The organism is Synergistaceae bacterium, from assembly GCA_017443945.1.
Classification (GTDB): domain Bacteria; phylum Synergistota; class Synergistia; order Synergistales; family Aminobacteriaceae; genus JAFUXM01.
In genome coordinates this window covers 1-26,318 of record JAFSXS010000017.1, presented here as the reverse complement: position 1 = coordinate 26,318, position 26,318 = coordinate 1, and the positions used below count along the sequence as shown (strand labels likewise).

The window sequence follows — 26,318 nt, the reverse complement described above, 5'->3', positions numbered from 1 at the left end:
AGGTATCAGGATATTATTATGCTTATTAATAACTTGTCGAGATAAATATAACTATCACAATAATAATTCATCAGCAGTAAATATAAATATTGACGCTCTGTCGTGTGTGTGCGGCGGGGCGTTTTTTGTATATGGAGGTCAGAATAATGCTTGGCGTTGGAAGAATTTTAAGACGTATGATAGGTAAGAAAAAATTTTATCCGTTTTTCAGAAATCTATATAGTACTGCTATTACTGGAATGAATATAGGACTGGGAACAGGAGTTAATGTCAGTGGCGAAATAAATTCTCTTGCTTACGTCAAAGAACATTCATCAACTGGAAAAACTATCATAATATTTGATGTAGGAGCAAATAAGGGTCAATACTCACAGTTTTTACTAGATTTTTTTAGCGATGATAATATTGAGATACACAGCTTCGAGCCCGGACATGAAACATTTAAAATTTTATACGCTAATTTAGGCAGCGAGTCAAAAATTACCCTCAACAATTTTGGCCTAAGCGATTCAAAGTCTCAGAGCACATTATTTTATGACAAAGCAGGTTCAGGACTTGCAAGCATATACAAACGTCAGCTCGATTATCTCAATATAGAATTTGAACAAAGCGAGTCTATAATGCTTGATACTCTTGATAAATACGTAAACGATAAGAAAATTGGTCATATAGATTTGCTTAAACTTGATGTAGAAGGCAACGAATTAAATGTGTTAAAGGGTGCTGCTGATTCTCTTGCCAATGGAATTATTAAAGCTATACAAATTGAATTTGGCGGCTGTAATATTGATTCACGTACATTTATACGCGATTTCTGGAATTTACTTCACAAAGATTTTACGATGTATAGAATCATGAAAGACGGATTAATTGAGATTAACCAATATGACGAGAGATTAGAAATTTTTACATGCACAAATTTTTTCTTCGCTAAAAAGTAAGACTCATATTTGACCCTCTTTGATTCATGACATAAAATTTTTGTAAACTCAAAGGGGGTAAAATATTTTGCCGGGCAAATTTTCAGCTTCAACAGTAAAAGATATGACAGAGGGCGTAATATGGCGGCATTTGATAAATTTTGCGTTTCCTCTGTTTGTCGGGAATATATTTCAGCAGCTTTATAACACAGTTGACAGCATTGTTGTCGGAAATTTTGTCGGCTCTGATGCTCTCGGCGCAGTAACTTCTACGATTCCCGTCGTAATTACGTTAATAGGCTTATTTATTGGTCTTACAATGGGAGCAAGCGTCGTTATTTCTCAATATTTCGGCGCAAAGGACATCACAAATTTACGAAAAGCGACTCACACGGCCGTAGTAGCTACTGTTATAATGTCATTAATTATTTCTGCGATTGGCTATTACTCTACACCGTTTTTATTGCGAATGATGAACACTCCCCCGACTGTATTTAAGGAAGCTGTTGTTTACCTGCAAATTTTTTCGTTGGGACTGGGCGGAACAATGCTTTATAATATGGGATCTGCTATTTTGCGTGCTGTAGGAGATTCAAAGAGGCCGTTATATTTCTTGATTCTAGCGTCGATTCTGAATATTTTTCTTGATTTATTGTTCGTAATAACGTTTGAGTCAGGTGTTGCAGGAGTTGCATATGCTACAATAATTGCACAGTTAGTGTCGGGATTAATAATTTTCTGGCGCTTATTCAGAAGTAATGAAGTTCATAGCTTGACGTGGCGCGAAATGAAAATAGATTCTGCCATACTTGCCCGAATAATAAAAATTGGTTTTCCTGCGGGTTTGCAAATGGCGTTGACTTCGTTCTCAAATGTATTTGTTCAGGCGTATATAAATTCTTACGGTGCAGCAGCTACAGCAGGGTGGGGAATTTACGCACGTGTTGACGCATTTGTAACACTTTCGACTCAAAGTATGGCAATGGCAATAACAACTTTTGTCGGACAAAATGCAGGTGCGCGCAATCATGAAAGAATTAGACTCGGTATGCGTGAATGTCTGAAAATTTCTCTCTCGATTTCAGGAACTATAATATTTTTCTTGTACATCACAGCACCGTTTATAGCTTCATTATTTAATCGGGACGCAAAAGTTTTGTATTACGGTGTATTATTTTTGCGGTTGAACTCAATTTTTGACCCCTTCAACGTAATTAATCAAGTTTACGCGGGTGCATTGCGCGGAGTAGGCGACTCAAGGACTCCGATGTTAATAATGCTTGGTTCATTTGTAGTGTTCAGGCAGATTTATTTATTTATTATATCGAGATTGACGAGTTCAATATATTTTATTGCGATAGGTTATCCGGTGGGCTGGATAGTTTGTTGTACGTTAATGCTGCTTCACGTGAAAATAAGCGGCTGGGAGAAGAAAATAGCTGCTTTGAAATAATAAAAATTTTTGTTCGAGGTGTAAGACGTGAAAAAATTGCGAGGTCATGAAGTTTTCTTAATGGCTGCGTTTGCTGCTGCTGTAAATTTATTATTTGTATTTGTTCATGAATGCTGGCGTGATGAGGCTCAAGCGTGGTTAATTGCGCGTGATAATAATATTTTCTCACTCTTTGACGTTACATCATGGGAAGGCCATCCGTGTTTATGGTTCTTGACGCTAATGCCGTTTGCTAGATTAGGATTCCCGTATTTTACGCTGAAGTTGATTTCATATTTTATAATGCTTGCTGTAATAATAATTATTGCGTTAAAAGCTCCCTTCGAGAATCACATAAAAGCGTTATTTATCTTGAGTCCCATGTGTATATATTGCTTTGTAACTCCTGCGCGGGTTTATTGCTTGTGCGCGTTGTTTACGGTTTTAGCGGCTATGATTTATAAGAATCGACTCGAACGCCCTTTTTTGTATGGGATTGTGTTAGCGTTGAACTTGCAGACTCATATAATAATGGCCGGTTTTGTTGTAGCTGCTTGCTTTGAGTGGCTTTATAGCGCGTGTCATGATAGGAGATTCACTAAAAAATTTGTATATAATATTTTAGGAATGGCGATTCCATTTTTGAGCGGTTTATTTTTGTTGTACGAGTTTCGGGATACTTTTTCGAGTCCAATTGTTACTAGTGAACATTTAATTATTATAGATCGCTGGCTCATTGAAGTGTGTGTGATAATTTTTTTAACGGTTATTATTTACATTTGGGCTGCAAAAATCGGACTCAAGGCTGGCGGAGCTTCATTTATTGTGCTTTCTGCTGCGGCGTGGCAAATCTATATACATTTATTCATCTATTATTTGCACATGTATAAAATTATAATCTGGATAACTTTTTTAATGTGGCTGATGTGGGTCATTTACGACGAAAATACGCAATTTACGCAAGGGGGAGGGGGGGCATTTACACAGAGTCTCAAGAAATTTATAACCTTCAGCACGTTTATTATAATCTTGACTATGGCAGGACATTATTATTATAAGTACACATTTTTTGATTTATTCTACAAATTTTCAGGCGGTGAAGGAGCTGCAATCGCACTTGAGAGTCTGCCGGATAACGCAATAATATTTGAGCCTCCTGAAAAAGTATGCAAATCCGTAATCCCTTATCTTAGAACAAAGAAAATTTATAGCCTCACTTTACAGAAAAACGCGAATTACACAGAATTTATTGCGGCCGTTCGTAAAATGTTCCCGAATATAAAAGATTTCTGGCTTATCTGTAATCCTGATAGCGATAGAATCAAAAATTTGCAGAGTTATTTACGCGACGAAGATTTATATTACACTGACAAAGACGAGCTAATATTAATGGACGAACACTTTTCAATTTATCACGTGAAATTACAATAAATGCTATACTCATAAAAAATTTTGTCGGGAAGTGTAGTCAAGTGAGAAAAATTTTATTCGCGTTCATACTTATATTTATATTTACGTCGCAGGCCATGTCAGCAAATTATAAAGAAGGCGAGGCTCTAGCAGTCTTCAGAGTCCCTGAAAATCTTAATGTCTCAACAGCGAGTCAAAAAATTTCAGAAATAGCAGGCTCCATTAATGCAAGAATAGCAGAAAATTACGAGACTCTCTCGGAAATCGGCAATAAAATTTTCGTTCTCGTTCATTCAGATTCAATGACGACTCAAGAATTAATCAACTCATTAAAGCAGCGTCAAGACGTTATCAGTGTGTCGCCAAATTATTTTATCAGTAGGTCAAGCGAAACTATTTATCCCAACGATCCGAGCTTTGATGTCTGCTGGGGACTCGATAAGATTCGTGCGCCGGAAGTCTGGCCGTTCACAACAGGAAGCAGAGACATTTACGTTTGTGTAATTGACTCAGGAATCTACAAGCACCCGGATTTAATTGCAAATCTTTCGCCGGAATTATCGCAGAATTTCTCAACAGTCAGCGGCGATTATGATAAATCATTTACAAGCTGGGACGTTGACAGAGACGGACACGGGACTCACGTCTCAGGCACCATCGGCGCAGTAGGAAATAACAATATCGGAGTCGCCGGCGTAAATTGGCAGGTAAAATTAATTGCCGTCAGAGTCTTTGACAACAACGAATACGAAACTATCAGCCAAGAAATTCGAGCCATAAATTATATTGCCTCACTCCTGCAAAAATATCCTGATTTGAAAATTGCTGCAATAAATATGTCTCTCGGCGCATACTTTCCCATAACGCCCGAAGAAATGTGCGATGACGTTTACTATATGGCATTTAAGGCACTTGATGACTTAGATAGAACGCTAATAATCGCAGCAGCTGGCAATAACGGACTCGAACTCGGCAAGCCCGCACCATTTGATGATGTTTCCGGCAGCAAAATTTTTAGAGCAGGTGAATACCATTATCCGGCAAGTTTTAAGGGACTGAAAAATTTTATAACTGTCGGAGCAATTGACTCAAGTGATTTAGCAGCCCGCTTCACTAACTGGGGCGAAAGTGTCGACATCGCTGCACCCGGAGTCGGAATATTAAGCACTTATTCGCCTCTGAATGCGCAATATAATACAATGTATCGATCCATAAGCGGAACATCAATGTCAGCACCTCACGTAACAGGAGCAGCAGCACTCTTGTTATCAGCTTTTCCCGACGCTGAACCCTCGCAAATAAAGTCTGCATTACTCAACGGCGCAAACAAAGAAATAAACCCCGTCGCATATCCGTTTTCTTATTTCGTGAGAGATTATCTATCAGCAGCAATTAAAAATATTGACGCTCAAATAGAATCCGGCGACATTCCAGCAGAGTCAAGAGATTTACAAATTCAGTTATCAGAAGAAAGAATCAAAGCACGTTTTGCACCCTATGAAGCTATTAACGGTAAAGGCACTGTCTCGCGTTACGGCCTTCTTGACATTAAAGCAGCTTACGACATATTAGAATCAGAAATGAATCGCGAAAATAATTCATCACCAAACGGGAGCAGCGGAGGTTGTAACATAAATTATTCGTTCTTGGCCATATTAATTTTATTGTGCGTAATAATCAAGTTGTCAAGAAAAATTTAATGCGTGATATAATTTTTGCAATATTTCACATTATAAGGGAGTTGTTATTCAATGCGTAAATTTTTAGCGGCGTTAATGCTCGTATTAATGCTCTGCACCGTTGCAGCTGCTGACGATGACGTTATCAAAGTCGGTGTGTTCAATTGCTTGACCGGTCAAAACGCTTTCGGAGGACAATTAGAGCTCGAAGGCACACAATTAGCGCATTCTTTATTTCCGACTATATTAGGGAAAAAAGTAGAACTCGTTATCGTTGACAACAAGTCAGACAAGGTTGAAGCAGCAAATGCAGTAACGCGCTTAATCGAGAATGACAAAGTAAACGCTATAATCGGCACTTACGGTTCATCACTTGCAATGGCCGGAGGAGAAGTCGCAGAAAAAGCCGGAATCCCTGTAATCGGGACTTCATGCACAAATCCGCTTGTAACTCTCGACAAAAAATTTTATTTCCGTGTATGCTTCATTGATCCGTTTCAGGGTGCAGGAGCGGCGACTTATGCATTTAGGACGCTTGGACTCAAGAGAGCGGCTACACTTGTTGACATGTCAAATGATTACAGCGTAGGACTCGGAAAATTTTTCAGAGATTCATACAAGAAAATGGGCGGTGAAATCGTAGCAAGTTTACTCTATCAGACAGGAGACACAGATTTTACAGCACAATTAACAGCTTTAATCGACGCAAAACCCGACATAGTATTTCTGCCGGCATATTTTGCAGAAGGAGCAATCGTACTCAAGCAGGCAAAGGAACTCGGCGCAACATTTAAATTTATCGGTGCCGACGCAATGGACAACCCCGAAATAGTAACGTTAGGCGGCGATGCTGTAGAAGGCTTCATGCACACAACATTTGCGTATGATCCTTCAATGCCGTCTATGAATCCTATTGCAAGAGAATTTACTTTGCAGTGGAACAAGATTCACCCCGATAAAGCACCTAACGTAAATTGCGCTCTCGGTTATGACTGTTATATTATGCTCAAAGACGCAATCGAACGCGCCGGAAGTGCTGATCCCGCAAAAATTAGAGATGCACTCGAAACCGTGAAAGATCTTCCGACAGTTACAGGAATGACAACAATCAACGCGACCCATGACGCAGAAAAAGATATGGGAATCGTAGAGATTATCAACGGCAAGAAAACTTTTATCGGCATAGTTCAGCCTGAAGTATAAAATTTTGCAAGTTTTGAGGGGGAGGGGGAAAATTATCCTTCTCCCTTTTTTATTATTCATGCACGAAAGGTTATGTTAATTTGAATCTGAATATATTTGTGCAGCATTTCATTAACGCATTGAGTCTCGGTTCGCTTTATGGTCTCGTTGCAGTCGGTTATACGATGGTCTACGGGATTTTGCGATTAATAAATTTTGCTCACGGCGATATTTTCATGTTAGGAGCTTATTTCGTTTATTTTGCTACGATTGTGTATCATCTTCCTTGGGTAATCGGCGTAATTATTGCGATAATATTAACTACAATCTGCGGACTCTTAGTCGACCGAATCGCGTATAAGCCATTGAGGGAAGCTCCGAGAATTTCTGCGTTAATAAGTGCTATCGGTGTATCATTCTTTATCGAAAATTTTGCAGTAGTAGTCTTTACCGGAATGCCCCGCCCAGTTGTACAGCCTAAAATTTTAATGACTCCCATAGTTTTATCAGGCGGAGTGCGTTTAATTCCGCTTGGGATTCTTGTTCCTGTTGTAGCATTTATTCTCGTTGGTGCGTTATTGTGGCTGTTATATCGAACTAAGCCGGGGCTTGCAATGCGTGCGATTTCGTTTGACATTGAGACGACTCGCATGATGGGAGTATCAGTAAATAAAATTATTGCGCTTGCGTTCGGACTCGGTTCTGCGTTGGCTGCTGTTGCCGGAATAATGTGGGCTTTGCGTTATCCTCGTGTAGAGCCTTTTATGGGAATGACTCCGGGAATCAAAGCATTTATTGCAGCAGTTTTCGGCGGTATAGGATCTGTTCCAGGCGCGATGATAGGCGGATTAATTCTCGGTTTCGTTGAAATAATGTCAGTTGCGTTTTTCCCGACTCTTTCCGGCTATAAAGATGCGTTTGCGTTTTTGCTGCTGATATTGATATTACTGTTCAGGCCGACGGGCTTATTAGGCGAAAAATTGGAGGATAAAATTTAATGTGCGCGATTACTGGGCGGGGAGGGGGGGCAAGGGGGGACGGGCTCTGGGGGTCCCCCCTCACAGAAAAAATTTAAAATTTTACATATTGGAGGATTATATAATGTTTGCGATAACGCTCAGTTATGATGTCTTGAGATTGGAGGGCAATAAATTATAATGCACAAAGTAAGAAATTTAGTGCTTACGATTATAGCAGTAATATTATTTGCATTATTTCTCGATAAAGCACCGGAATTATTAAACGGTTACTGGCAGAGAATATTAAATTTAATCGCAATAAATGCAATTCTCGCGTTGAGTCTCAATTTAATTTACGGCATTACGGGCATGTTCTCGCTCGGCCACGCTGGTTTTATGGCGATAGGTGCGTATGTGTCTGCTTTGTTAGTTCTTTCTCCTGCTCAGAAAAATGCGATGTGGATTCTTGAAGATATTTATCCGTGGCTGTTGAATGTAAATGCGCCCTTCATTGTGTCAATAATAATTGCTGGAATAATAGCGGCGTTTTTCGGGTGGCTGATTGCTCTTCCTGTCTTGAGGCTCGGCGGTGATTACTTAGGGATTGCGACTCTAGGTTTTGCAGAGATAATAAGAATCTTAATCACTAACACTGCACGACTCACAAATGGATCTCTCGGCCTTAAAGGTATTCCGGCGTATACAAGTTTATTCATGAGCTGGGGCTGTCTTGGAATAGTTTTATTGTGTACGGTCTGCATGCTGCGAAGTAATTTCGGCGGAGTTCTTCGTGCTGTCCGAGATGATGAAGTTGCTGCGCGAATGATGGGCATTAACACATTTAGAGTCAAAGTTATAGCGTTTACACTCGGATGTTTCGGAGGAGGACTCGGCGGTGCTTTGATGGGAAATCTAATCACGACGATAGACCCTAAAATGTTTATGATTACTCAGACATATAATATTTTGATGATTATAGTAGTCGGAGGGCTCGGAAGTATTACAGGCTCGTTAATAGGTTCTGTCTTAGTTACGACTATGTTAGAATGGCTGCGATTTGTCGAGAATCCTATCACGATAGCAGGCTTTAATATTCCTGGTATACCTGGCATGAGAATGGTAATTTTTTCGCTCTTGTTGATAGTTGTTATAATTTTCCGCCGTGAAGGTATTATGGGAATGCGCGAATTTTCGTGGGATATATTTTTTCCAAAGTCTAAGGCCAAGCACAAGGACTCACAAAAATTTTCGGGCCCCGTTCTTGAAGTCGATAATATGACTCTGAAGTTCGGCGGACTCACAGCAATAGAAAATCTCAGCTTTGAAATTAATCACGGTCAAATAATGGGACTAATCGGCCCTAACGGTGCAGGTAAGACAAGCGCATTTAACGTCATCAGCGGATTCTATAAGCCTACATCAGGAAGCATAAAATTTTTAGGAAAATCTATCGGAGGACTCAGCCCTGACGAAGTCTGCAAATCAGGAATGAGCCGCACATTTCAGAATATAAGACTCTTCGGACATGAGACAGTCTTACAAAATGTCATGATAGGAGCGCGAATCAGGCAAAATTATTCGTGGTGGATGTCATTAATGCCGTTTATTTTCACGGACGTTATACAGGAAGACTCAGCCGTCAAAGCAAGAGCATTAGATTTACTTGCACAGCTTGGACTCGCTGAATTTGCCGACGAGAAAGCCGCTTCACTTCCTTATGGTGCGCAGAGAAGACTCGAAATCGCAAGAGCATTAGCAACACGGCCGAAATTTTTATTGCTTGATGAACCCGCAGCAGGAATGAACCCTCAAGAAAGCGAAGAACTATTAAACTTTATACGCAGACTCCGTGATGAATTTGACTTGACAATTTTGTTAATTGAACATGATATGAAAGTCGTAATGAACGTATGCGATTATATTCACGTTTTAGATCAGGGCGTTCACATTGCGCAGGGTACTCCGGCAGAAATAAAAGCAAATCCGCGCGTCATTGAGGCGTATTTAGGTGCGGGCGCGTCAGGTGAAGGGAGCGTTGCTTAAATGTTGTCGATAAAAAATTTGAATGTCAATTACGGAGCTATTCACGCCGTCAGAAATGTATCGCTCGAAATAAATTACGGCGAAATTGTAACGTTAATCGGCGCAAATGGTGCAGGAAAATCGAGCGTCATACGTGCAATAATGGGACTCGTAAAATCTCAAGCTGACTCAATGATTTATACTTCTCCTCGCGATAATAAATCAGTCTCGTTAATCAGCAAACCGGCAGAGACTCACGTGCAGTTAGGAATATCATTAAGTCCTGAAGGCCGGCGAATCTTACCGCAATTAACAGTCGAAGAAAATTTGAATCTCGGCGCATACATCCGCAATGACCCGCAAGAAATTGCAGAAGATATGAATTATGTATATTCATTATTTCCGAGACTCAAGGAACGGCGCAGACAGAAGGGCGGCACACTTTCAGGAGGAGAGCAGCAGATGTTAGCAGTAGCACGCGCATTAATGAGTCGTCCTGATTTGCTGATGCTTGATGAACCTTCACTAGGACTCGCGCCGATTTTAGTTGATGAAGTCTTTGATGTCATACGCACAATTAATTCGCAGGGGAAAACGATTTTATTAGTCGAGCAGAACGCATTTGCAGCGTTAAAAGTTGCTCACAAAGCATATGTTCTCGAAGTAGGAGCGGTGAGTCTTTCGGGTACAGGTGCGGAATTGTTGAATAATCCCGAAGTAAAAGCGGCGTATTTAGGCGGTTAATCGATAAAAATTTTTCCCTCTCATGAGTCACTAACGGGAGGGAATTTTTTTTGCGTGATATAATAAGTCTCATCCATTCAGATAAATTTTTCATGTTAAATAAATGATTTTACAACTACATTTGCAACTACAAACGCGTGAAAATTTTTTAGTGCCTGCAAGAGTTCACAAATATTTTCAAAAAGTTTATGCGTTAAAATATTTTTGTTGTGCGCGTGAGAATATATTATAATTAATCGCACTTCTTTTCTTCGTAAATATTAATTAATGAAGGTGCTATTGATGAAAAAATTTTTGTGTGCTTCATTAGTTTTTGCGTTAAGTTTGATGATGATTCCGCAGGCATGTGCAACTGTTTCGCTTAATGCGTTCCCGGATTCAGTTTTTCGTGAATATCTGAAACAATTTGACACCGGCTATTATGATTCAGATGTAGGAGATACTATCGGAGCAGATGACGACATTTTGGCAGATATAGAACTTGAGCGGATAACTTCTTTAACTGCTCAAGGCAACGAATGGTCGTCATTAGAAGGTATCAAGCATTTAACTTCTCTAACTACATTACGTTTATTTGGTACTAGTGTAAAAGAACTTGATATCAGCGGCATGAAAAATTTTGATTCTTTAGAATGCATGATGAATGATAAGTCTGACAAATTTAAATCTAAGCGGTTCGGCTATATCAGAATTGTACTGCAGCGGTAATCAGCATCTAAAGGAAATCAACGCGGGCAACTGTAATAAATTAACATATTTAGACTGTAATACTAATCCTGAACTGGCAGCATTAAATATCAACGGATGTTCGGCATTAGAATATTTAAATTGCAGCTTTTGTGTCCTGACAGAATTAAGCGTAACCGGCAGTAAGTCTTTAGGAGAAATATATTGTAATGATAATCAACTAACAGCACTAAACATTAACAGCTGTCCGGCACTAACATTTTGACAATGCGAAAACAATCAATTAACACAATTAAATATAACAGGTTGCGGCGCTTTAAAATATTTATACTTTCACAATAATAAGGTTACAGAATTTAATCCAAGCAGCTATAAATCTTTAGAAAGTTTGACCTGCTCTTATAATCAACTTGAAGAATTAAATATCAGCAGTTGTTCGGCTTTAAAGTCGCTGGTATGCAATAATAATAAATTGATAAAACTTGATGTAAGTAAATGTACAGCTTTAGAAACGCTTATTTGCAATGAAAACAGTATCACAGAACTAGATCTCAGCAAAAATAAAAACTTTAATGAATATACAAGCAGTCTCAGCAATCAAAGAGTTAAAGCTCTAGAAACTACACTGACACTTGAAGGCTGCAAACTTGATTTACATGATTACGTCTCTAACATCAAAAATATTGCTGATGTATGGGGCGATTTTTTCGTCAATTATAATCAGTCAAGCGGTATTGTCTTATGCGATGGCGATATTAACACAATAGTTTACACTTATAACACTCATTCAAGTAACGGGGCATTAATGAGCGTTGTTATTAAATCACCTTTGCGTATAGGAATATTTGATCGTACTGCTTCCTGCGCTATTTGTGATATGGATGAGCGATTTTATTATGACAGCGACGGCAATTCAATCAAGGAAGAAAATTTTTCTAGTGAGTATTACTCTCAATTCTTCAAAGCCGGATTCACAGCTGACGGAAATTCAAGATTAATTATCAGAGCTCAGACCGATTGTCCCGGCCATGTAACTTTTTCATTAACTGATGATATAGGGGCAACTTTTGAACAATTAACAAATCGCACAAATAAATCAACCGGATCGCTTCGAGTAGCAACTACAGAACTTAATTCAGAACTTTATCAGGCTTCAGCGGTGTTAGTTGCTCCTGAGTCTTTCCCGAACAATAAAAAAATTTCCGTCCGATAAATTCAAGATTCAAATAATATTTGCTCCACTTGATAATTTAGTGAATGGAACGGATAATTATACTGCTAGAAATTTTGATTTTACAATAAAAGCTGCTCCCGTTCTGTTAATTCCTGGAATGTTCGATAAAGCAGAAAAAACTTTCGGTATAATTGCAAAATCGAAATTAGGCATATATGGCAGTCTCCTTGCAAACGGCTTTGACAAAAAATATATACACTGGTGGAACTATGACCAGTCAAAGGGGCCTAATGAGCTTATTGATAATAACTGTGATTTTTTCGAGAAATTAACAAGTATATTTGCTCAATATTTTAATGAAGGAATACTCTGCACAAAAGTTGATATTATTGCTCACGGGATGGGCGGACTTATAGCGCGAAAATTTTTAAGCGAGGAGACAAAAGACGAATTTGACAACAACAACTGGGGTAATAACTGGTCTGCATATTCATATAAACAAGGCATGGTCAGGAGGCTTATTACTGTAGCAGCTCCTCATTTGGGAACACCTTGGGCGGACGGGCCGTACAGAAAAAATTTCATCACTGTAATGTATAATGCTCTGCTGACTGGTACATTTAACGGCAATCATCCGTTTGCTGAAGCATGGATAAAACCGTTTACAGTTCTAGTTAATGGAGTGATTGAGACAGCAAAGCTCGCTTTTGGCAATAATAAAGACAGTGCATGGGCAGAACTCACGACAACAACTCCGCGCAGTTATGGACTTCCTGCAAATGTTCCTATGCACTCGATGATAGGCTCAATGTTTTGGGAGAACAGTTTTCTAAATGCCTATAATTCTATTGCAAAGATGGTTGAGACAAAAACGGGCGCGATTGTTGACATGAGTAATATGCCGTCATTAATAATCGGTATAGTAAAACAATATGTTACAGCACAAATAAAAAGTATCAAGGAGGACGGAGCAGCTAATGCACTCAAGAAAAGACTCAAACGTTTAAAACTTGCAAACAAAATTTTAGGGCCGTTAGCTCTTGCATATGAAATTCCGTCATATATGCGTACAGTTGTCGACGTGATGACAATGATATATTTTAACGGACAGCCTAATGATTTAATTGTAGGTCATAACAGTGCTGGCGGAGACGGAAAAATAAATCTCACAGTATATGAGAATACAGCAGGTGATATAACAGACTCGAATCCATTAGATGATAAAAGCGATAGATACGCTCACTGGTCAATATGCAGACAAAACGATGTAGGTAATCAAATTGCTTCACTGCTCAAGGGGTCAAGTGAAAATTTTACTACATTTGATACGGAGCAATACGAGTCAGCACCGCCCGCATCAACGACAGCTGCAACGGCCGATTTACCTGATGACATAGATAATTTAGGAACATTTAAATTTGTTGATACGCTTAATTTGAAGATTGAGCCTCAAATTTTGAGAGTCAGCGATAACAGCACCGTAAAAATTACACTCACGAGCGAACATCCCATAAAAGGCGATATATTTTGCGTCTTTGCTAATAATGATGAAGATAATAGATTCTTCAAGCTGCCGAGTAATGGCACAGGGAAAAATTTTTCTGCTGAATTTAAAGCGGCTGATCTCTTTATGAGCATGGACAAGGGTATAATAGAGTTTACATGTTTATCGTTTATTTCAGGTGATTCAGGCATTACAGGAGCATACGTGTCAAATACTGTAAATGTTCTCTCGCGCGCTGACTTTGACTTGAGCAATAAAAATATCGTGAGTCTTGATTTTCTCGGCGAGACAACAATTTGTACAAGCCTAAATGATGAAATCCCCGCAGGACTCTACGCGATTGACGACGAAGGAAATTATTACGACATTTCATCGCCATTAAACGGCACGCAATGGACATCAACGGAAATTGCAAGAGTGAACGATAACGGCTGTATTTACGGACTTCAAGAGGGCAGCACAGAATTAACAGCAAATTTTAAAGGTGTAACAGCGTCAATAAATGTTGTAGTCGGCCCTGCAATTGAATATGATAATGAAGACTCTACACCGCCGCAAATTTCAACAAGCACACTCGACAACGCACACACCGGAAAATCTTATAATTTCCAGCTAAAAGCGTCAGGATCAGGCACTATAACATGGCAGATAAAATCGGGTTCACTTCCTGAAGGCTTGAATCTCAGCGAGTCAGGACTCATCAGCGGCAAACCGTCAAAGGCAGGCACTTATAAATTTACTGTTACAGCCTCAAACGGTAATGAATCGGACTCTAAAGAATTTGCAATAATAGTTACGTCATCAGGAGCTTCACTCGAAATCACAACAGAGACTCTCAAGGCCGGCACTCACAAGAAAAATTACAGCGCAACTATCAAAGCTAAGGGAGCAAATAACTTCACAGCGTCGGGACTCCCTGAAGGCTTGAATATTTCAGCAACGGGCAAAATTTCCGGCAAACCTTCAGAGTACGGCAATTTTAACGTAATAATAACGGCCTCTAACGCTAATGAATCGACACAAAAAAGTTTTTCACTCGTAATAAAACCTGTCGCGCCAAAAATTTCCGCAAAAATATCAACAGGCCGAGTCCATGAAGAATATTCTACAATTTTGACAATTTCTAAAGGTTCTAACCCTGTCAAATGGAGCGTCGATTATTTACCGGAAGGCTTGACTCTTAACTCTGAGACAGGGAAAATTTCAGGAAAACCGACTCAATTTTTCAAGGGCAAAATAAATATTACTGCCTCAAATGACGCAGGAATCACAAATAAATCAATGACTCTAAAAATTGACGCAGACAAGCCCGCGATAACTTCAATTACTCATGACGGAAGATCAGCAGCCGTAAAAGGTCAAAGCTATTCTATTTCATGTGAAGGAACAGGGACAACGCCGTTAATATGGTCATTTACGGGACTTCCTGAAGGCATGACAGGAGACTCAAGCACCGGCAAAATTTCAGGAACACCGACAGAGTCAGGAAAATTCAAAATTTCTGTCGAGCTTACGAACATGACCGGCAAAATTAAGCGCAAAAAATATACTTTGATTGTGTATAATCCTCCTGCAATTACAACTGAAAATTTACCCGACGCAACATATAATAATTCTTATAAATTCTTACTCACAGCGCGAGACCAGCAAAATTTTTAATCTCGTGATAAATAATAATCCTGACTCGAAAAAGGCTTATAACGAGACTCAGACTCAAGACTCCAAAGATTCAACAAGTGCAAGCGATTCACTTAATGAGCCTGAAAAAATTATTGTCTCACCTGAAAAATTAATAATCGGCCCTGAACGCAATATTTCAACAACAAATATAAATCTCTCGAACGATTATATAATTGCTGCCGTGTTACCTGAGATTCAAGTAACAGAAAGCGGACTCTATGAGATTGAAGTCGAACTCTATGAGTCAATCAATATTGGCGAAAAATTAATTTGGCTGGCAATGCCTAAGAATCACGAGCCTTCAGAAGATGATTTAATCGCAGAATTTTACGACGAGACCGGACAAGAAATTTTCACAGTCCCGGAAAATCATTTAATCACAGTTTCTGCATGGTTCAATAAAGGAGTTATTTATTTGCCGGTTATAGCTGTAAAATCAGAAAAGTAAACATAATGGCAGAGAAATATTTACAGAATCAACTTGTAGATTTTCCCTGCCATATTTATTTATCCGCGTGTAATTTGCGTGTTCGCCATTTTCTCATAAACGAGAGCTAATGCACTGTGATCAAGACTTCCGTTATTATCGCCGTGTAAAATCTTCATCATTTCCGCAACCTGTGCAGTTAACGGCATAGGAGCATCAACCGCGCGGGCAGAGTCCATAACGTTAGCTAAATCTTTTATGTGCAAATCGATTCTGAATCCAGGCTTAAAATTTCTGTCCATAATCATGGGTGCTTTTGCGTCCATCACGACAGAGCCTGCAAGCCCGCCCCTTATAGCTTGATAAATTGCTTCAGGATTTACGCCCGCTTTCTTGCCGAGCATTAGAGCCTCACTCACTGCCGCAATATTTATAGCAACTATCGCTTGATTACATAATTTCGTAACATTGCCCGCTCCGATATCGCCGCAAAGAACTACACTTGAGCCCATAGCCTTTAAGACCGGTTCAAAGCGCGTGAAAATTTCTTTCTTGCCTCCAACCATGAAACTTAATGTGCCGTCTATAGCTTTAGGTTCTCCGCCTGATACAGGAGCGTCAAGCATTTCGATTCCAAATTTTGAGAGTTCGTTTGCAATTTCTCTGCTTGCAAGAGGGTTAATCGACGACATATCGATAAAAACTGCGCCTTTTTCCATGTGTTCGGCGACTTTATCATCAGTGAGCATAACGCTTTTAACGTGAGGTGAATTAGGCAGCATTGTTAAAACGAGTTCTGCACCCTTTGCAACATCAGAGGCTTTCTCGGCTGCTTTTGCTTTACCCTGTGAGAATGCGACGACCTCATCAACTGAAGCGCGGCTCCTGTTATAAACTGTTAACTCATGCCCGGCCTTGATTAAATTTTTTGCCATAGGTTTGCCCATAATGCCGAGTCCGATAAATCCGATTTTCATAAAAAATTTTCCTCCTTGTAAATGTCATTTGCTGTAATTCCTTCTGAAATTGTGCCGAGTTTAATTTTTGCAGGTTGCTGCATAGGCTGAAGGGAACAGCTAATTTATTATATCAGCTATGAAGGTTTGTTCCTTTGTTATCTTGTACAAGAATTATTTTACGATTCAGGGTCTGCCGGTCTATACGGAAATTAATTTTACTTCTTAATGGCTGCTCGACACTGACAAAAACGCGCTTCTTTCCGATCTTGCCAGCGTCTCAGAAAATTATTGCGTGATAATATCTTCATGGCTTGAGTCAAGAATAATTTATAAACTTGATTACGGGGATCTCTCAAAACTATTTTCCCAGCAAAAAATCTAATGTCATGTTGCATTAATTCAGATATAATATTTTCACTCATTAAAAATTTTTATATTCATAATTAGGAGGTAGGTTTCACGTGAAAAGATTTATTTATGCGTTACTCACTGCAATGCTTGTTATTTGCTTGTGCACGTCGGGAATTTTCGCGGCTGAAGGCGACTCGTCAGCATGGAAATTCGACAAACCCATTAATATCGTATGTCCATGGGGCGAAGGCGGCGGAGCAGATTCTACACTTCGCGCACTTGCAAAAGCTCTCGAGGAATCATCCGGAATCAAAGTCAACGTCGTGAACTTCACAGGCAGCGGCGGTGCAAACGGTGCAGCTTACACAAATGGACAACCAGCAGACGGTTATACATTTTTGCTTGGCACACAGAGTTTATTTATCATTGATATTCAGGGCGGAATGTCGTTCAAGTTCAAAGATTCATTTGTACCCGTTGCAAGACTCGTCAATGCAATTAACGTTATTGCAGCTTCACGCAAAGCAATGGAGGAAAGAGGCTATAATAATTTCTCAGAACTACGCGAATTTGTGCAGAAACATCCGGCAAGTATCACAGTCGGAATGCTCACAAGCACAGGCGTTGACGGAATATCATTCAGACAAGCTATCGAAGGTTTGAACGTTCTTGAAGTAAATTATCCTACGGGCGCAGGTATGAACGGTGCACTCAAAGACGGACAAATTGATTTAATGATGACTGGTACTGATGAAATCGGAGAACTTATCGCAGCAGGAGAAATTACGCCGTTGTTAGTCCTCGCAGAAAAAAGAATGTCGCGCTATCCAAATGTAGAGTCAGCTGGCGAACTCGGCATTAAATCATTCTTGGGGCCCGAAAGAGGAATCTTCGCGAAAAAAGGTACTCCCCCCGAAGCAATAGCAGCACTTGCAAAAGCTATCGAGGACGCAATGAAGACTCAAACGTGGCAAAATTTCTTAGAAAATGGCGGCTACACTGATAGACCCGGATTCGCGAACACTGCCGATTATCAAAAAATTATGGACGACGAGTATAAAACTTTTACTGACATGCTCAAGCCCAAGACTCCCGCAAAGAAACCCGCAGCACCTTCTACAAAACTTGCTGTAATAGGCTTTGTGATGGTGTTAATTCTTATAATCTGCTTGATTCGTAAAATTGTAATTCCTCCGATCGCATTTATTTTATTGCCGACGATTGCCGCACTTATTGCAGGTTTTGACCCGTTAGCAGTGAATAAATTTGCAGCCTCTGGAATCTCAAAAATGGTCTCAACTGTCTCGCTGTTTGTGTTCTCGATTTCGTTCTTCTCGTTAATGAGCGAGCAGGGAGTATTTGATCCGATAGTCAATTTCTTAATCAAGAAGGCCGGAACAAATGTAACACTTGTTTTGCTTGCAACTGCTGCAGTAGGAATTATCGGACACCTTGACGGCTCAGGAGCTACGACATTTATAATTACGATTACTGCAATGCTTCCGATGTTCAAGAAATTGAAAATGGATAACCGCGCATTAATGTTAATAATCTGCGTTGCAATAGGAGTCATGAACGTCTGTCCGTGGGGAGGCCCGACGATAAGAGCTGCTACAGTTTTAGAGACGGATCCCAATGTTTTATGGCATAGATTATTACCGGTTCAGGGTACAATGTTAGTTATTACGTTCGTAATAGCGTTTATTCTCAGCGGCATTCAGAAGAGAAGAATCGCAAAACTCGGACTCACAGCAGATGACTCAGCAGCCGAGGTAAAAGCAGAAGAGAAAAAATCAACTGTTCCGAGCTGGCTTCAGTGGTTTAATTTCATTCTTGTTGTTGCAGTAATTGCGGCTTTGATGTTCGGGAGCTTCAATCCTGCATATGTATTCATGCTTGCGTTGGCTGTATCGTTACCGTTGAATATTAAATCACTCAAGGAACAGAACGCGAAATTAAAGAATTACGGTGTTGCAGCTATGTCAATGGTCGTTACGTTATTTGCCGCAGGAATCTTCACGGGAGTATTAAGCGGTACAGGAATGCTTAACGCGATGGCAAGCGCAGTTGTTACGGTAATTCCGCCTGATTTAGGACGCTATACACATTTTATAGTTGCATGTTTTGCAGTGCCGTTAATTATGTGCTTAGGTACGGACTCATTCTATTTTGGATTGCTGCCCGTCGTTGTAGGAATCGCGTCGCAGTTCGGAGTGAATCCGATGGATGTTGCGTGCGTCTTGTTAGTTGCTGAGAACGTCGGAGTCATGATTTCCCCGTTATCGCCTGCTGCATATTTAGGCTTAGGACTTCTTGAAATTGACGTAGGCGAACACATTAAATACTCGCTTCCGTGGATTTGGGGCATAAGTTTATTATCAATAGTAGCGTGCATAGCATTAGGAGTTACTCCGCTATAAATAAAATTTGCTGTAAAAATTTTTGCCGTCGTCATGTAAAAAGTGGCGGCGGTTTTTTTGTGCGCGATAAAATTTTTTGTGTGAAGAAATTATTGCGATAAAAAATTTTTTTGCTGCGTGAGTCTTTGTGATCGCGTGAATGAATCAACATTTTTGTAGTTGTAATTGTAGTTGTAAAAACTTTTTGGGAGATTATAAATTTTTATGCGTGAAAGTTTTATAATGATATTATAGCAAAATAATAATTTCAACGTAAGCAGCTATAGTCCTGGCCTCAATTGCAAAAAGGTTTTCGACTTTGACTTTGCATAAAGTGTTTTCATCACAACAAATTATTTGCGCAAATTAAGTGTATCAGCTCCGAAAGTATTTATAAATTTATGGCTGTTACTGTCAAATACTCAAACATTTTCGTAAAATTATGACAAAATACTTTTGTTGCGCTCTTTTTCCCCGCCCGTGATTATAACGCTTCCGAAAGATTTTATTATGTAGAGATTCATATGTGCGACCAACGAGAACAGACAATAACGCGAAACAGACATCATCTGCAAAAAAGGTTTTGTCTGGAATCAAGTTCGCTGACTATAATTTATCAACCACTTTACACGAGCAGAAAATATAATTTTTTTGTTGGCCGCTATAAATTTTATTGACATTCTTGCGCAAAAATTATTCATGTGTTAGACTCGCCCGTGAAAATCAGAAGGTTAAATTTAGTCAATCAATAAGGGGAGAGAAAAATAACCATGCAATATAAAGATTACTATAAAATTTTAGGTGTCCCGCGTGACGCAAAAGTTGACGACATCCGCAAAGCCTACAGAAAGTTAGCAAAACAATATCATCCTGACATCAACAAAGAGCCAGGTGCAGAAGACAAATACAAGGAAATTAACGAGGCTTACGAGGTATTAAAGGATCCCGACAAACGCGAAAAATATGATACTCTCGGAATGAATTGGCAGGCCGGACAAGATTTCACACCTCCTCCGGGATGGCAGCACGTAGAATTTAATCAAGGCAGCGCAGGAGATTTCAGCGACTTTTTTAATACTTTGTTCGGGCAGAGCGGGGGAGGATTCAGAGACATTTTTTCGGGCTTCACCGGCGGAAAATTTCATCAGCCAATGAAACGCGACATTGAGACAGATTTAACGCTCTCACTTGAAGATATTCTCAGGGGCGGGACATATAATCTCAAGTTCAATAACCGCACTCTTAGTGTTCGACTTCCTAAGGGCATTACTGACGGTACGCAGATAAAATTACCCGGTAAAAGCGACGGCGGCGGAGATATTTACGTCAATATTCACGTAAAGCAGGATAAAAATTTTGAGATTTCCGGACATGATTTGATTCGCGATATAAAAGTTGAGACGTGGGACGCTGTACTTGGCCGAGATATTCAAGTTGAGACTCTGACAGGAAATGTAAGCGTTAAAATGCCTCCCGGTATTCAAGACGGACAAAAATTGAGACTCAGAGGCAAGGGACTCCCTAAGCGCGATGGAACTTCAGGAGATTTATACGTGCGTGTGAAAATAAATATTCCGCGTCATTTAGACTCAAAGCAAAAAGAATTATGGCAGGAGCTTGCAAAATTAAGCTATAATCATTAGAAATATTTTTGACGGGGTGATTTATTATTATGCGGTCGAAAATTTTCAACGTTCCTAATACTTTGAGTCTGATTCGGGTATTTCTTGCGCCACTGGTATTGCTATTTTTATCGCTTAGGATTGACACGCCTATAAAATTTTTGCCTGAAGTCAGCTGGGGTGATGCACTTGCTGCGACAGTTTTTATTATTGCTGCACTGACTGATACTTTTGACGGATATATTGCGCGCCGTGATAATCTCGTTACAAATCTTGGGAAATTTATAGATCCCCTTGCTGATAAAGTGCTTGTTGTTGCTGCTATGCTTGCGTTAATTGAGCTCGACAGAATCCCGGCATGGATTGTAATGGTAATAATAACGCGTGAATTTGTTGTTACGGGCTTGAGGCTTGTTGCGGCTGCTGAAGGTGTAGTAATTGCTGCGTCAAAAGGGGGCAAGCTCAAAACAGTTTGTCAGATTATCGCGTTAATTATGTTGATTCTAAATATTCCATATGGTATGGCTGTAATGTGGGTTGCAATGATATTAACTGTCTGGTCGGGAATGGACTATTTAATCAAGGGCAGCAAAATTATAACCGGTTAATAAAAAATTTTTCCCTCTGACTCGAATGGCCGGAGGGATTTTTTTATGCGTGAAATTCAGGCACTAAATTTTTCAGGAGTCTTAATGCCTCGTTAGGATTTCTTAAAGCGTACTCTAAAATTGTATCAAGTTCGGGATTAATATTTTCCTCGCCTGCTTTTATGTTGCTGACAAAAATTTTTGGGTGCAGAGTCGATTTAACGGCGTTCTCGTCATAAAATAATTCTTCGTAAAGTTTTTCTCCCGGTCTCATACCTGTATAAATTATATTTATGTCCTTGTACGGCTCATAACCGAATAAGCGTATTAATAATTCGGCCATTTCGCGAATAATTACAGGTTCGCCCATGTCAAGCACAAATAATTCACCGCCGTGTCCGAGTGCGCCCGCTTGAATAACGAGACTCACTGCTTCGGGAATCAGCATAAAATATCGTTTCATACCGGGATCCGTAACAGTTACAGGCCCTCCAGCTGATATTTGACGTTCAAATTTGGGGATAACACTACCCCGGCTGCCTAAGACGTTGCCAAATCTCACGGCCATAAATTTTGTCTCAGGAAAATTTTTCTGTTCGTTCTCTAAAATTTTTTCTGCGAGTCTCTTTGTTGCTCCCATGACGCTTGAAGGATTCACGGCTTTGTCTGTCGAGATCATGACCATTCTTTGAGCGTTATATTTACCGGCCATTCTTGCAATTGTGCGAGTCCCTAAATCATTTACGCGCATTGCCTCACGCGGAGAAAATTCCATTAATGGCACGTGTTTATGTGCTGCTGCGTGAAAGATTACTTCAGGTTTTGCGGAATCGAATAAATTTTTTATCGCGATCTCGTCTGCAACATCAGCTATTATCGGATGAACGGGAATATTTGTCCCGGCTCTCTCAAGTTTTTCCATGAGCAAATAAATTGACTGTTCACCATGTCCGAGCGCAAAAATTTCTGATGGTTGATTGTGCAAGACCTGATTAACTATTTCACTGCCGATTGAGCCTCCTGCACCGGTAATTAATACGCGTTTATTCTGGATATAATTCATGTCTGACTCTAAATCTATTCTGACAGGTTCACGCCCTAATAAATCCTCAAGTTTAATTTTTCTGAGTCTCGACACTGACATTTGACCGCCCGCTAACTCTCTTAGACTCGGCAAGATTCGTACTTGAACGCTTTTATATGGCGATAAAATTTCGTAAATTTCTCGTATTTTCCGGCCGTTTGCGCTGGGAATTGCGATTAATACTACTTGAAAATTTTGACTCTCTACTATGTTAGCTAAATCTTTTGTGCTGCCGAGAACGTTCAAGCCTGATACATGACGGCCCGTTTTTTGTTCGTCGTCGTCGATAAAACCTGCGGGCATTAGTTCACCGCCGTTGCGCATTAAATCTCTTGCAAGGAACGCCCCCGCCTCGCCTGCTCCGATTATGAGAGTCTTCAAGCGTTTTTTGTCGTCAGATTTATTCTTGTGATGGATACTTTTTGTCATCAGCCACGAAAAACGCAATCCCCCGCAGAGAAATAATCCCGCAAAAAATGAAATCGCAAATGAAGTACGCGGAAATACAGCAATTTTCAGCAAGCTATTAACGAGCAAGAATGCAAGTATTGAAGTGATATAGAGCCATAAAAATTTTGTGTAATCTTCTGTGCCGGCGTGCTGCCAAATTGTTCCGTACTGGCCGAAAAGCGCAAAGACCATCACGCACACTGACGGAAGCGCAAACATCACATGAAGCCAATCATTTACATATCGCGGGATAATTATTCCGAGTCTGATTGCATAACCCAAATAGACAGCCAACGCAAGCAAAGCAAAATCTATCAGGGCGACGAGAAATTTTTTAGCTGATAATTTCTGCCATTTTTGCCGGAAATTCTGCATGATTTAGAGGATTAATTTTTTGTTCTGACCTGAGACTCTGTCTAATTCGTTCAAGACTCCTGCTGGTGCTACGTCGATGCGGTTTTTCTGCTGCTGTTCTGCCTGCTGTAGACGTTCCTGCATTTCTTGTATTGATTTCTTGATTTCGTTGATGTCGCCTTTGATCCATAACATTAAGTTTTCTGCGGCGGCCTTGATTGTTTTGTCGTCGGGCATAGATTTTATTGCGCCAAGTTCGAGCAAAATTTTATTTTCTTCTTTGATGGCCTCGATTGCGTCATTCTCGTTGAATAAACCTTTTTTATATAATATCCTGAACATTACGTTAAAGCGCGTCTTCTGATTGTCAAGGTCTATAGACGTTTCCTCAACTCTAGCTGCGAGCATTGACAGTAATTCATCAAGTCCGATTTGCATTGCCATAATAAATTACTCCTTTATACTATAATTGTAATAAATAAATTCTAGCATATGTTGTAATCAGTGCAATTATTTTGTGCTTGAGATGTGCAGATAAACTTTTTGCCTATTCGCGCTACCCCTTAAATTCGGGTGGGTGGGTGGGCGGAACGAACGATATTTGCACGATAAATTATTTAGTAAATTTTACAGGAGGGGCAATAAATGAGTCTTACAAAAATTTTTACAGCAATAAAGAATAGGCGCATTAAATGACTCTCGCGCTTTACCGGCAATAAATAAATTTCTTGGGTTAATCAAGAATGAGATAATAAATAAATTTTACATGAGGCAGTAAATGAGTCGCACAAAAATTTTTATATTAATCGAGAATAGGCGCAATAAATGACTCTCGCGCTTTACCGGCAATAAATAAATTTCTTGGGTTAATCAAGAATGAGATAATAAATAAATTTCACAGGAGGGACAATGAATGAGTCATACAAAAATTTTTACAGCAATAAAGAATAGGCGCAATAAATGACTTTAGCGCTTTACAGAAAATATAGACCGCAAAATTTTTCGTCAGTAGTCGGGCAGAAATCAGCTATTGACGTATTAACTAGTGCGCTTGCAAAAAATCGCCCCGGCCATGCTTATTTATTCAGCGGTTCACGTGGCTGCGGTAAAACTTCCGTCGCTAGAATATTCGCGAAGGCCTTAAACTGTCTTGCCCCTCAAGGCGTAGAACCCTGCGGAAAATGTTCTAATTGTGTCGCAATAACTGCCGGCGAATCTCTTGACGTTATCGAAATCGACGGTGCCTCTAATAACGGCGTTGAAGAAATCCGCGAGCTAAAATCTAATGTAACTCTTGCGCCCTTCAGCTCGAAATATAAAATTTACATAATCGACGAAGTTCACATGTTGAGTCAAGCCGCTTTTAATGCACTGTTAAAGACTCTTGAGGAACCGCCCGAACACGTAATTTTTATTATGGCAACGACTGAGCCTCAGAAAGTCCCCGTTACTATTAGATCACGCTGTCAGCATATCCCATTTCATAGCATAAGGGTGCAGGACATTTTTACGCGCTTGAAGGAAATTTGCGCCCTCGAAAACGTCAACGCAGAGGACTCGGCACTCTTGGAAATTTCTCGGCAGGCTGACGGGGCATTACGTGACTCTCTTTCTTTGCTCGAACAAATTATTTCGTCGGGAGATGTTACGCTCGCAAACGTTGAGTCAGCACTTGGAGTCGGCAGCCGTTCAAGTTTTGAGAATTGGATAAATATTTTGCGCGTTGACATGCAGGAGGCCTACAAAATTTTAAAATCTATGTTTGACTCCGGTGCTAATCCTGTTCGAGTCTTTGAAGAAATTTTCTCGCTCGTTCGTGATTTGTGGCTCGTTTCAAAGTGGCGGAATATCGCAAATTCTCTCGGAGCAAGTGAACGGGATCAAAAATTTTTGCTCGATGAGTCCCCTAAATGGCAGAGTTCAGATCTTCACAGATTATTAATTGTCGTGCTAAAACTTTTGAGATATGCAAGAAGCGGCATGAAGTCAGATATTTTGCTTGGCATGTTTCAGCTTGGACTCACGAGTTCACCCAGACCGGCAGCGACTCAGACTCAGAGTCAGACTCAAACTATAAGTCAGCCCGCAAGACCCGTTACCAATATACAAGCTAACACATCACCGCCAGAAGATCCCGAATTAAAGCAAAAATTATTAGCAGCCATTAAGCCCGTAAATTTCAAGATTTATTGTGCATTGCTTGACTCCCGCACTTACGAGCAGGACGGAAATTTAATTATTGATATGCTGCACAGATATTGTTATGAGTTCTTGAGGCTTGATCAACAATCAGCGGTCATGACAGAATTATTTGACGGCTACCAAAATATTGTTCTCAAATTCGGACTCTTGAGTCATGTCTGCTATAAATCCGAGAAAAAATTATTAACTCCGGCAAAGCAGGAAAATCAAGCAGTCAGCACACCCGCGCCGGCAATAAAGAATCAAGTTAAGCAGCAACAGAGTAATTCAGCACTCGAACGCGTAATAAGGGCTTTAAGCGCATCACAGTTAAACGCTGAAATTTTATTGACGTTCGATAATAGCACTGATGACGAAGAAAATAATAATGACGATTTAGAAGGCGATAACGATGAATAAATTTGTGCATTTACACGTTCACACAGAATACAGCTTACTCGACGGCGCAATCAGGACAAAGCAGCTCGCTAAAAAAGTTGCTTCATGGTTT

The 26,318-nt window shown here is 40.0% G+C and carries 21 protein-coding genes and 1 pseudogene; 19 read left to right on the top strand and 3 right to left on the bottom strand.

Annotated features, from left to right (window positions below; genetic code table 11):
• The 14 genes and pseudogenes from IJT21_01955 to IJT21_01890 all read left to right on the top strand — a co-directional run.
• The coding region (locus IJT21_01955; protein ID MBQ7577011.1) for a hypothetical protein at positions 1–187 on the top strand (187 nt) is incomplete at its 5' end.
• A complete protein-coding gene (locus tag IJT21_01950; GenBank protein MBQ7577010.1) occupies positions 177–941 on the top strand; it encodes an FkbM family methyltransferase in 765 nt (254 codons plus the stop codon). The genes IJT21_01955 and IJT21_01950, both read left to right, overlap by 11 nt.
• Positions 942–1,008: 67 nt before the next feature.
• Complete coding sequence (locus tag IJT21_01945) at positions 1,009–2,373, top strand: MATE family efflux transporter (protein ID MBQ7577009.1); 1,365 nt, start codon at positions 1,009–1,011, stop codon at positions 2,371–2,373.
• A gap of 27 nt (positions 2,374–2,400) precedes the next feature.
• A complete protein-coding gene (locus IJT21_01940; GenBank protein ID MBQ7577008.1) occupies positions 2,401–3,783 on the top strand; it encodes a hypothetical protein in 1,383 nt (460 codons plus the stop codon).
• Between the two features lie 41 nt (positions 3,784–3,824).
• On the top strand, positions 3,825–5,462 hold the full coding sequence (locus IJT21_01935; protein MBQ7577007.1) for a S8 family serine peptidase: 1,638 nt from the start codon (positions 3,825–3,827) through the stop codon (positions 5,460–5,462).
• Positions 5,463–5,513: 51 nt separating this feature from the next.
• Positions 5,514–6,644 (top strand): ABC transporter substrate-binding protein, encoded by a 1,131-nt coding sequence (locus tag IJT21_01930; protein ID MBQ7577006.1) that lies wholly within the window; start codon positions 5,514–5,516, stop codon positions 6,642–6,644.
• 80 nt (positions 6,645–6,724) lie between these two features.
• The gene (locus IJT21_01925; protein ID MBQ7577005.1) at positions 6,725–7,621 is read left to right on the top strand and encodes a branched-chain amino acid ABC transporter permease; all 897 of its coding nucleotides are present in this window, start codon (positions 6,725–6,727) and stop codon (positions 7,619–7,621) included.
• A 159-nt stretch (positions 7,622–7,780) separates the two neighbouring features.
• Positions 7,781–8,782, top strand: a pseudogene (locus tag IJT21_01920) (branched-chain amino acid ABC transporter permease).
• The gene (locus IJT21_01915) at positions 8,762–9,625 is read left to right on the top strand and encodes an ABC transporter ATP-binding protein (protein MBQ7577004.1); all 864 of its coding nucleotides are present in this window, start codon (positions 8,762–8,764) and stop codon (positions 9,623–9,625) included. The pseudogene IJT21_01920 and the gene IJT21_01915 overlap by 21 nt, the downstream one beginning before the upstream one ends.
• Positions 9,626–10,348 (top strand): ABC transporter ATP-binding protein, encoded by a 723-nt coding sequence (locus IJT21_01910; GenBank protein ID MBQ7577003.1) that lies wholly within the window; start codon positions 9,626–9,628, stop codon positions 10,346–10,348.
• 267 nt (positions 10,349–10,615) lie between these two features.
• Complete coding sequence (locus tag IJT21_01905) at positions 10,616–11,056, top strand: hypothetical protein (GenBank protein ID MBQ7577002.1); 441 nt, start codon at positions 10,616–10,618, stop codon at positions 11,054–11,056.
• A gap of 367 nt (positions 11,057–11,423) precedes the next feature.
• A complete protein-coding gene (locus IJT21_01900; GenBank protein ID MBQ7577001.1) occupies positions 11,424–12,248 on the top strand; it encodes a hypothetical protein in 825 nt (274 codons plus the stop codon).
• On the top strand, positions 12,202–15,372 hold the full coding sequence (locus IJT21_01895) for a putative Ig domain-containing protein (protein MBQ7577000.1): 3,171 nt from the start codon (positions 12,202–12,204) through the stop codon (positions 15,370–15,372). Before IJT21_01900 ends, IJT21_01895 begins: the two co-directional genes overlap by 47 nt.
• Before the next feature lie 4 nt (positions 15,373–15,376).
• Entirely contained in the window at positions 15,377–15,841 is a 465-nt protein-coding gene (locus tag IJT21_01890) for a hypothetical protein (GenBank protein ID MBQ7576999.1), read from the top strand.
• A 59-nt stretch (positions 15,842–15,900) separates the two neighbouring features.
• Here the strand turns inward: IJT21_01890 and garR are convergent, their stop codons facing one another.
• Positions 15,901–16,797 carry a 2-hydroxy-3-oxopropionate reductase gene (garR, locus tag IJT21_01885; GenBank protein MBQ7576998.1) on the bottom strand — a complete coding sequence of 299 codons (897 nt, stop codon included), beginning with the start codon at positions 16,795–16,797 and terminating at the stop codon, positions 15,901–15,903.
• 443 nt (positions 16,798–17,240) lie between these two features.
• On the opposite strand from garR, the gene IJT21_01880 reads away from it, so the two are divergent.
• The 3 genes from IJT21_01880 to pgsA all read left to right on the top strand — a co-directional run bounded on the left by IJT21_01880 (position 17,241) and on the right by pgsA (position 21,759).
• Entirely contained in the window at positions 17,241–19,550 is a 2,310-nt protein-coding gene (locus tag IJT21_01880; GenBank protein ID MBQ7576997.1) for a TRAP transporter large permease subunit, read from the top strand.
• 743 nt (positions 19,551–20,293) lie between these two features.
• Positions 20,294–21,172, top strand: coding sequence for a DnaJ domain-containing protein (locus IJT21_01875; GenBank protein MBQ7576996.1), 879 nt, complete (start codon positions 20,294–20,296; stop codon positions 21,170–21,172).
• A gap of 29 nt (positions 21,173–21,201) precedes the next feature.
• Positions 21,202–21,759, top strand: a complete 558-nt coding sequence (pgsA, locus tag IJT21_01870) for a CDP-diacylglycerol--glycerol-3-phosphate 3-phosphatidyltransferase (protein MBQ7576995.1) — start codon at positions 21,202–21,204, stop codon at positions 21,757–21,759.
• 43 nt (positions 21,760–21,802) lie between these two features.
• On the opposite strand, the gene IJT21_01865 is transcribed toward pgsA, so the two are convergent.
• Both IJT21_01865 and IJT21_01860 read right to left on the bottom strand, forming a co-directional pair.
• Positions 21,803–23,647, bottom strand: a complete 1,845-nt coding sequence (locus tag IJT21_01865; GenBank protein ID MBQ7576994.1) for a polysaccharide biosynthesis protein — start codon at positions 23,645–23,647, stop codon at positions 21,803–21,805.
• Between the two features lie 3 nt (positions 23,648–23,650).
• Positions 23,651–24,070, bottom strand: a complete 420-nt coding sequence (locus IJT21_01860; protein ID MBQ7576993.1) for a hypothetical protein — start codon at positions 24,068–24,070, stop codon at positions 23,651–23,653.
• Between the two features lie 516 nt (positions 24,071–24,586).
• On the opposite strand from IJT21_01860, the gene dnaX reads away from it, so the two are divergent.
• The gene (gene dnaX, locus IJT21_01855) at positions 24,587–26,227 is read left to right on the top strand and encodes a DNA polymerase III subunit gamma/tau (protein MBQ7576992.1); all 1,641 of its coding nucleotides are present in this window, start codon (positions 24,587–24,589) and stop codon (positions 26,225–26,227) included.
• Positions 26,220–26,318 (top strand): PHP domain-containing protein (locus tag IJT21_01850; GenBank protein MBQ7576991.1); only part of this gene is annotated, 99 nt, incomplete at its 3' end. The genes dnaX and IJT21_01850, both read left to right, overlap by 8 nt.

What these genes read in the sequence shown, in the direction of transcription:
- IJT21_01860 (MBQ7576993.1), bottom strand. Translation starts at nt 24,070, where the DNA reads ATGGCAATGCAAATCGGACTTGATGAATTACTGTCAATGCTCGCAGCT.
- IJT21_01950 (MBQ7577010.1), top strand. Translation starts at nt 177, where the DNA reads ATGATAGGTAAGAAAAAATTTTATCCGTTTTTCAGAAATCTATATAGT.
- IJT21_01915 (MBQ7577004.1), top strand. Translation starts at nt 8,762, where the DNA reads ATGCGCGAATTTTCGTGGGATATATTTTTTCCAAAGTCTAAGGCCAAG.
- garR (MBQ7576998.1), bottom strand. Translation starts at nt 16,797, where the DNA reads ATGAAAATCGGATTTATCGGACTCGGCATTATGGGCAAACCTATGGCA.
- IJT21_01930 (MBQ7577006.1), top strand. Translation starts at nt 5,514, where the DNA reads ATGCGTAAATTTTTAGCGGCGTTAATGCTCGTATTAATGCTCTGCACC.
- IJT21_01865 (MBQ7576994.1), bottom strand. Translation starts at nt 23,647, where the DNA reads ATGCAGAATTTCCGGCAAAAATGGCAGAAATTATCAGCTAAAAAATTT.
- dnaX (MBQ7576992.1), top strand. Translation starts at nt 24,587, where the DNA reads ATGACTTTAGCGCTTTACAGAAAATATAGACCGCAAAATTTTTCGTCA.
- pgsA (MBQ7576995.1), top strand. Translation starts at nt 21,202, where the DNA reads ATGCGGTCGAAAATTTTCAACGTTCCTAATACTTTGAGTCTGATTCGG.
- IJT21_01910 (MBQ7577003.1), top strand. Translation starts at nt 9,626, where the DNA reads ATGTTGTCGATAAAAAATTTGAATGTCAATTACGGAGCTATTCACGCC.
- IJT21_01905 (MBQ7577002.1), top strand. Translation starts at nt 10,616, where the DNA reads ATGAAGGTGCTATTGATGAAAAAATTTTTGTGTGCTTCATTAGTTTTT.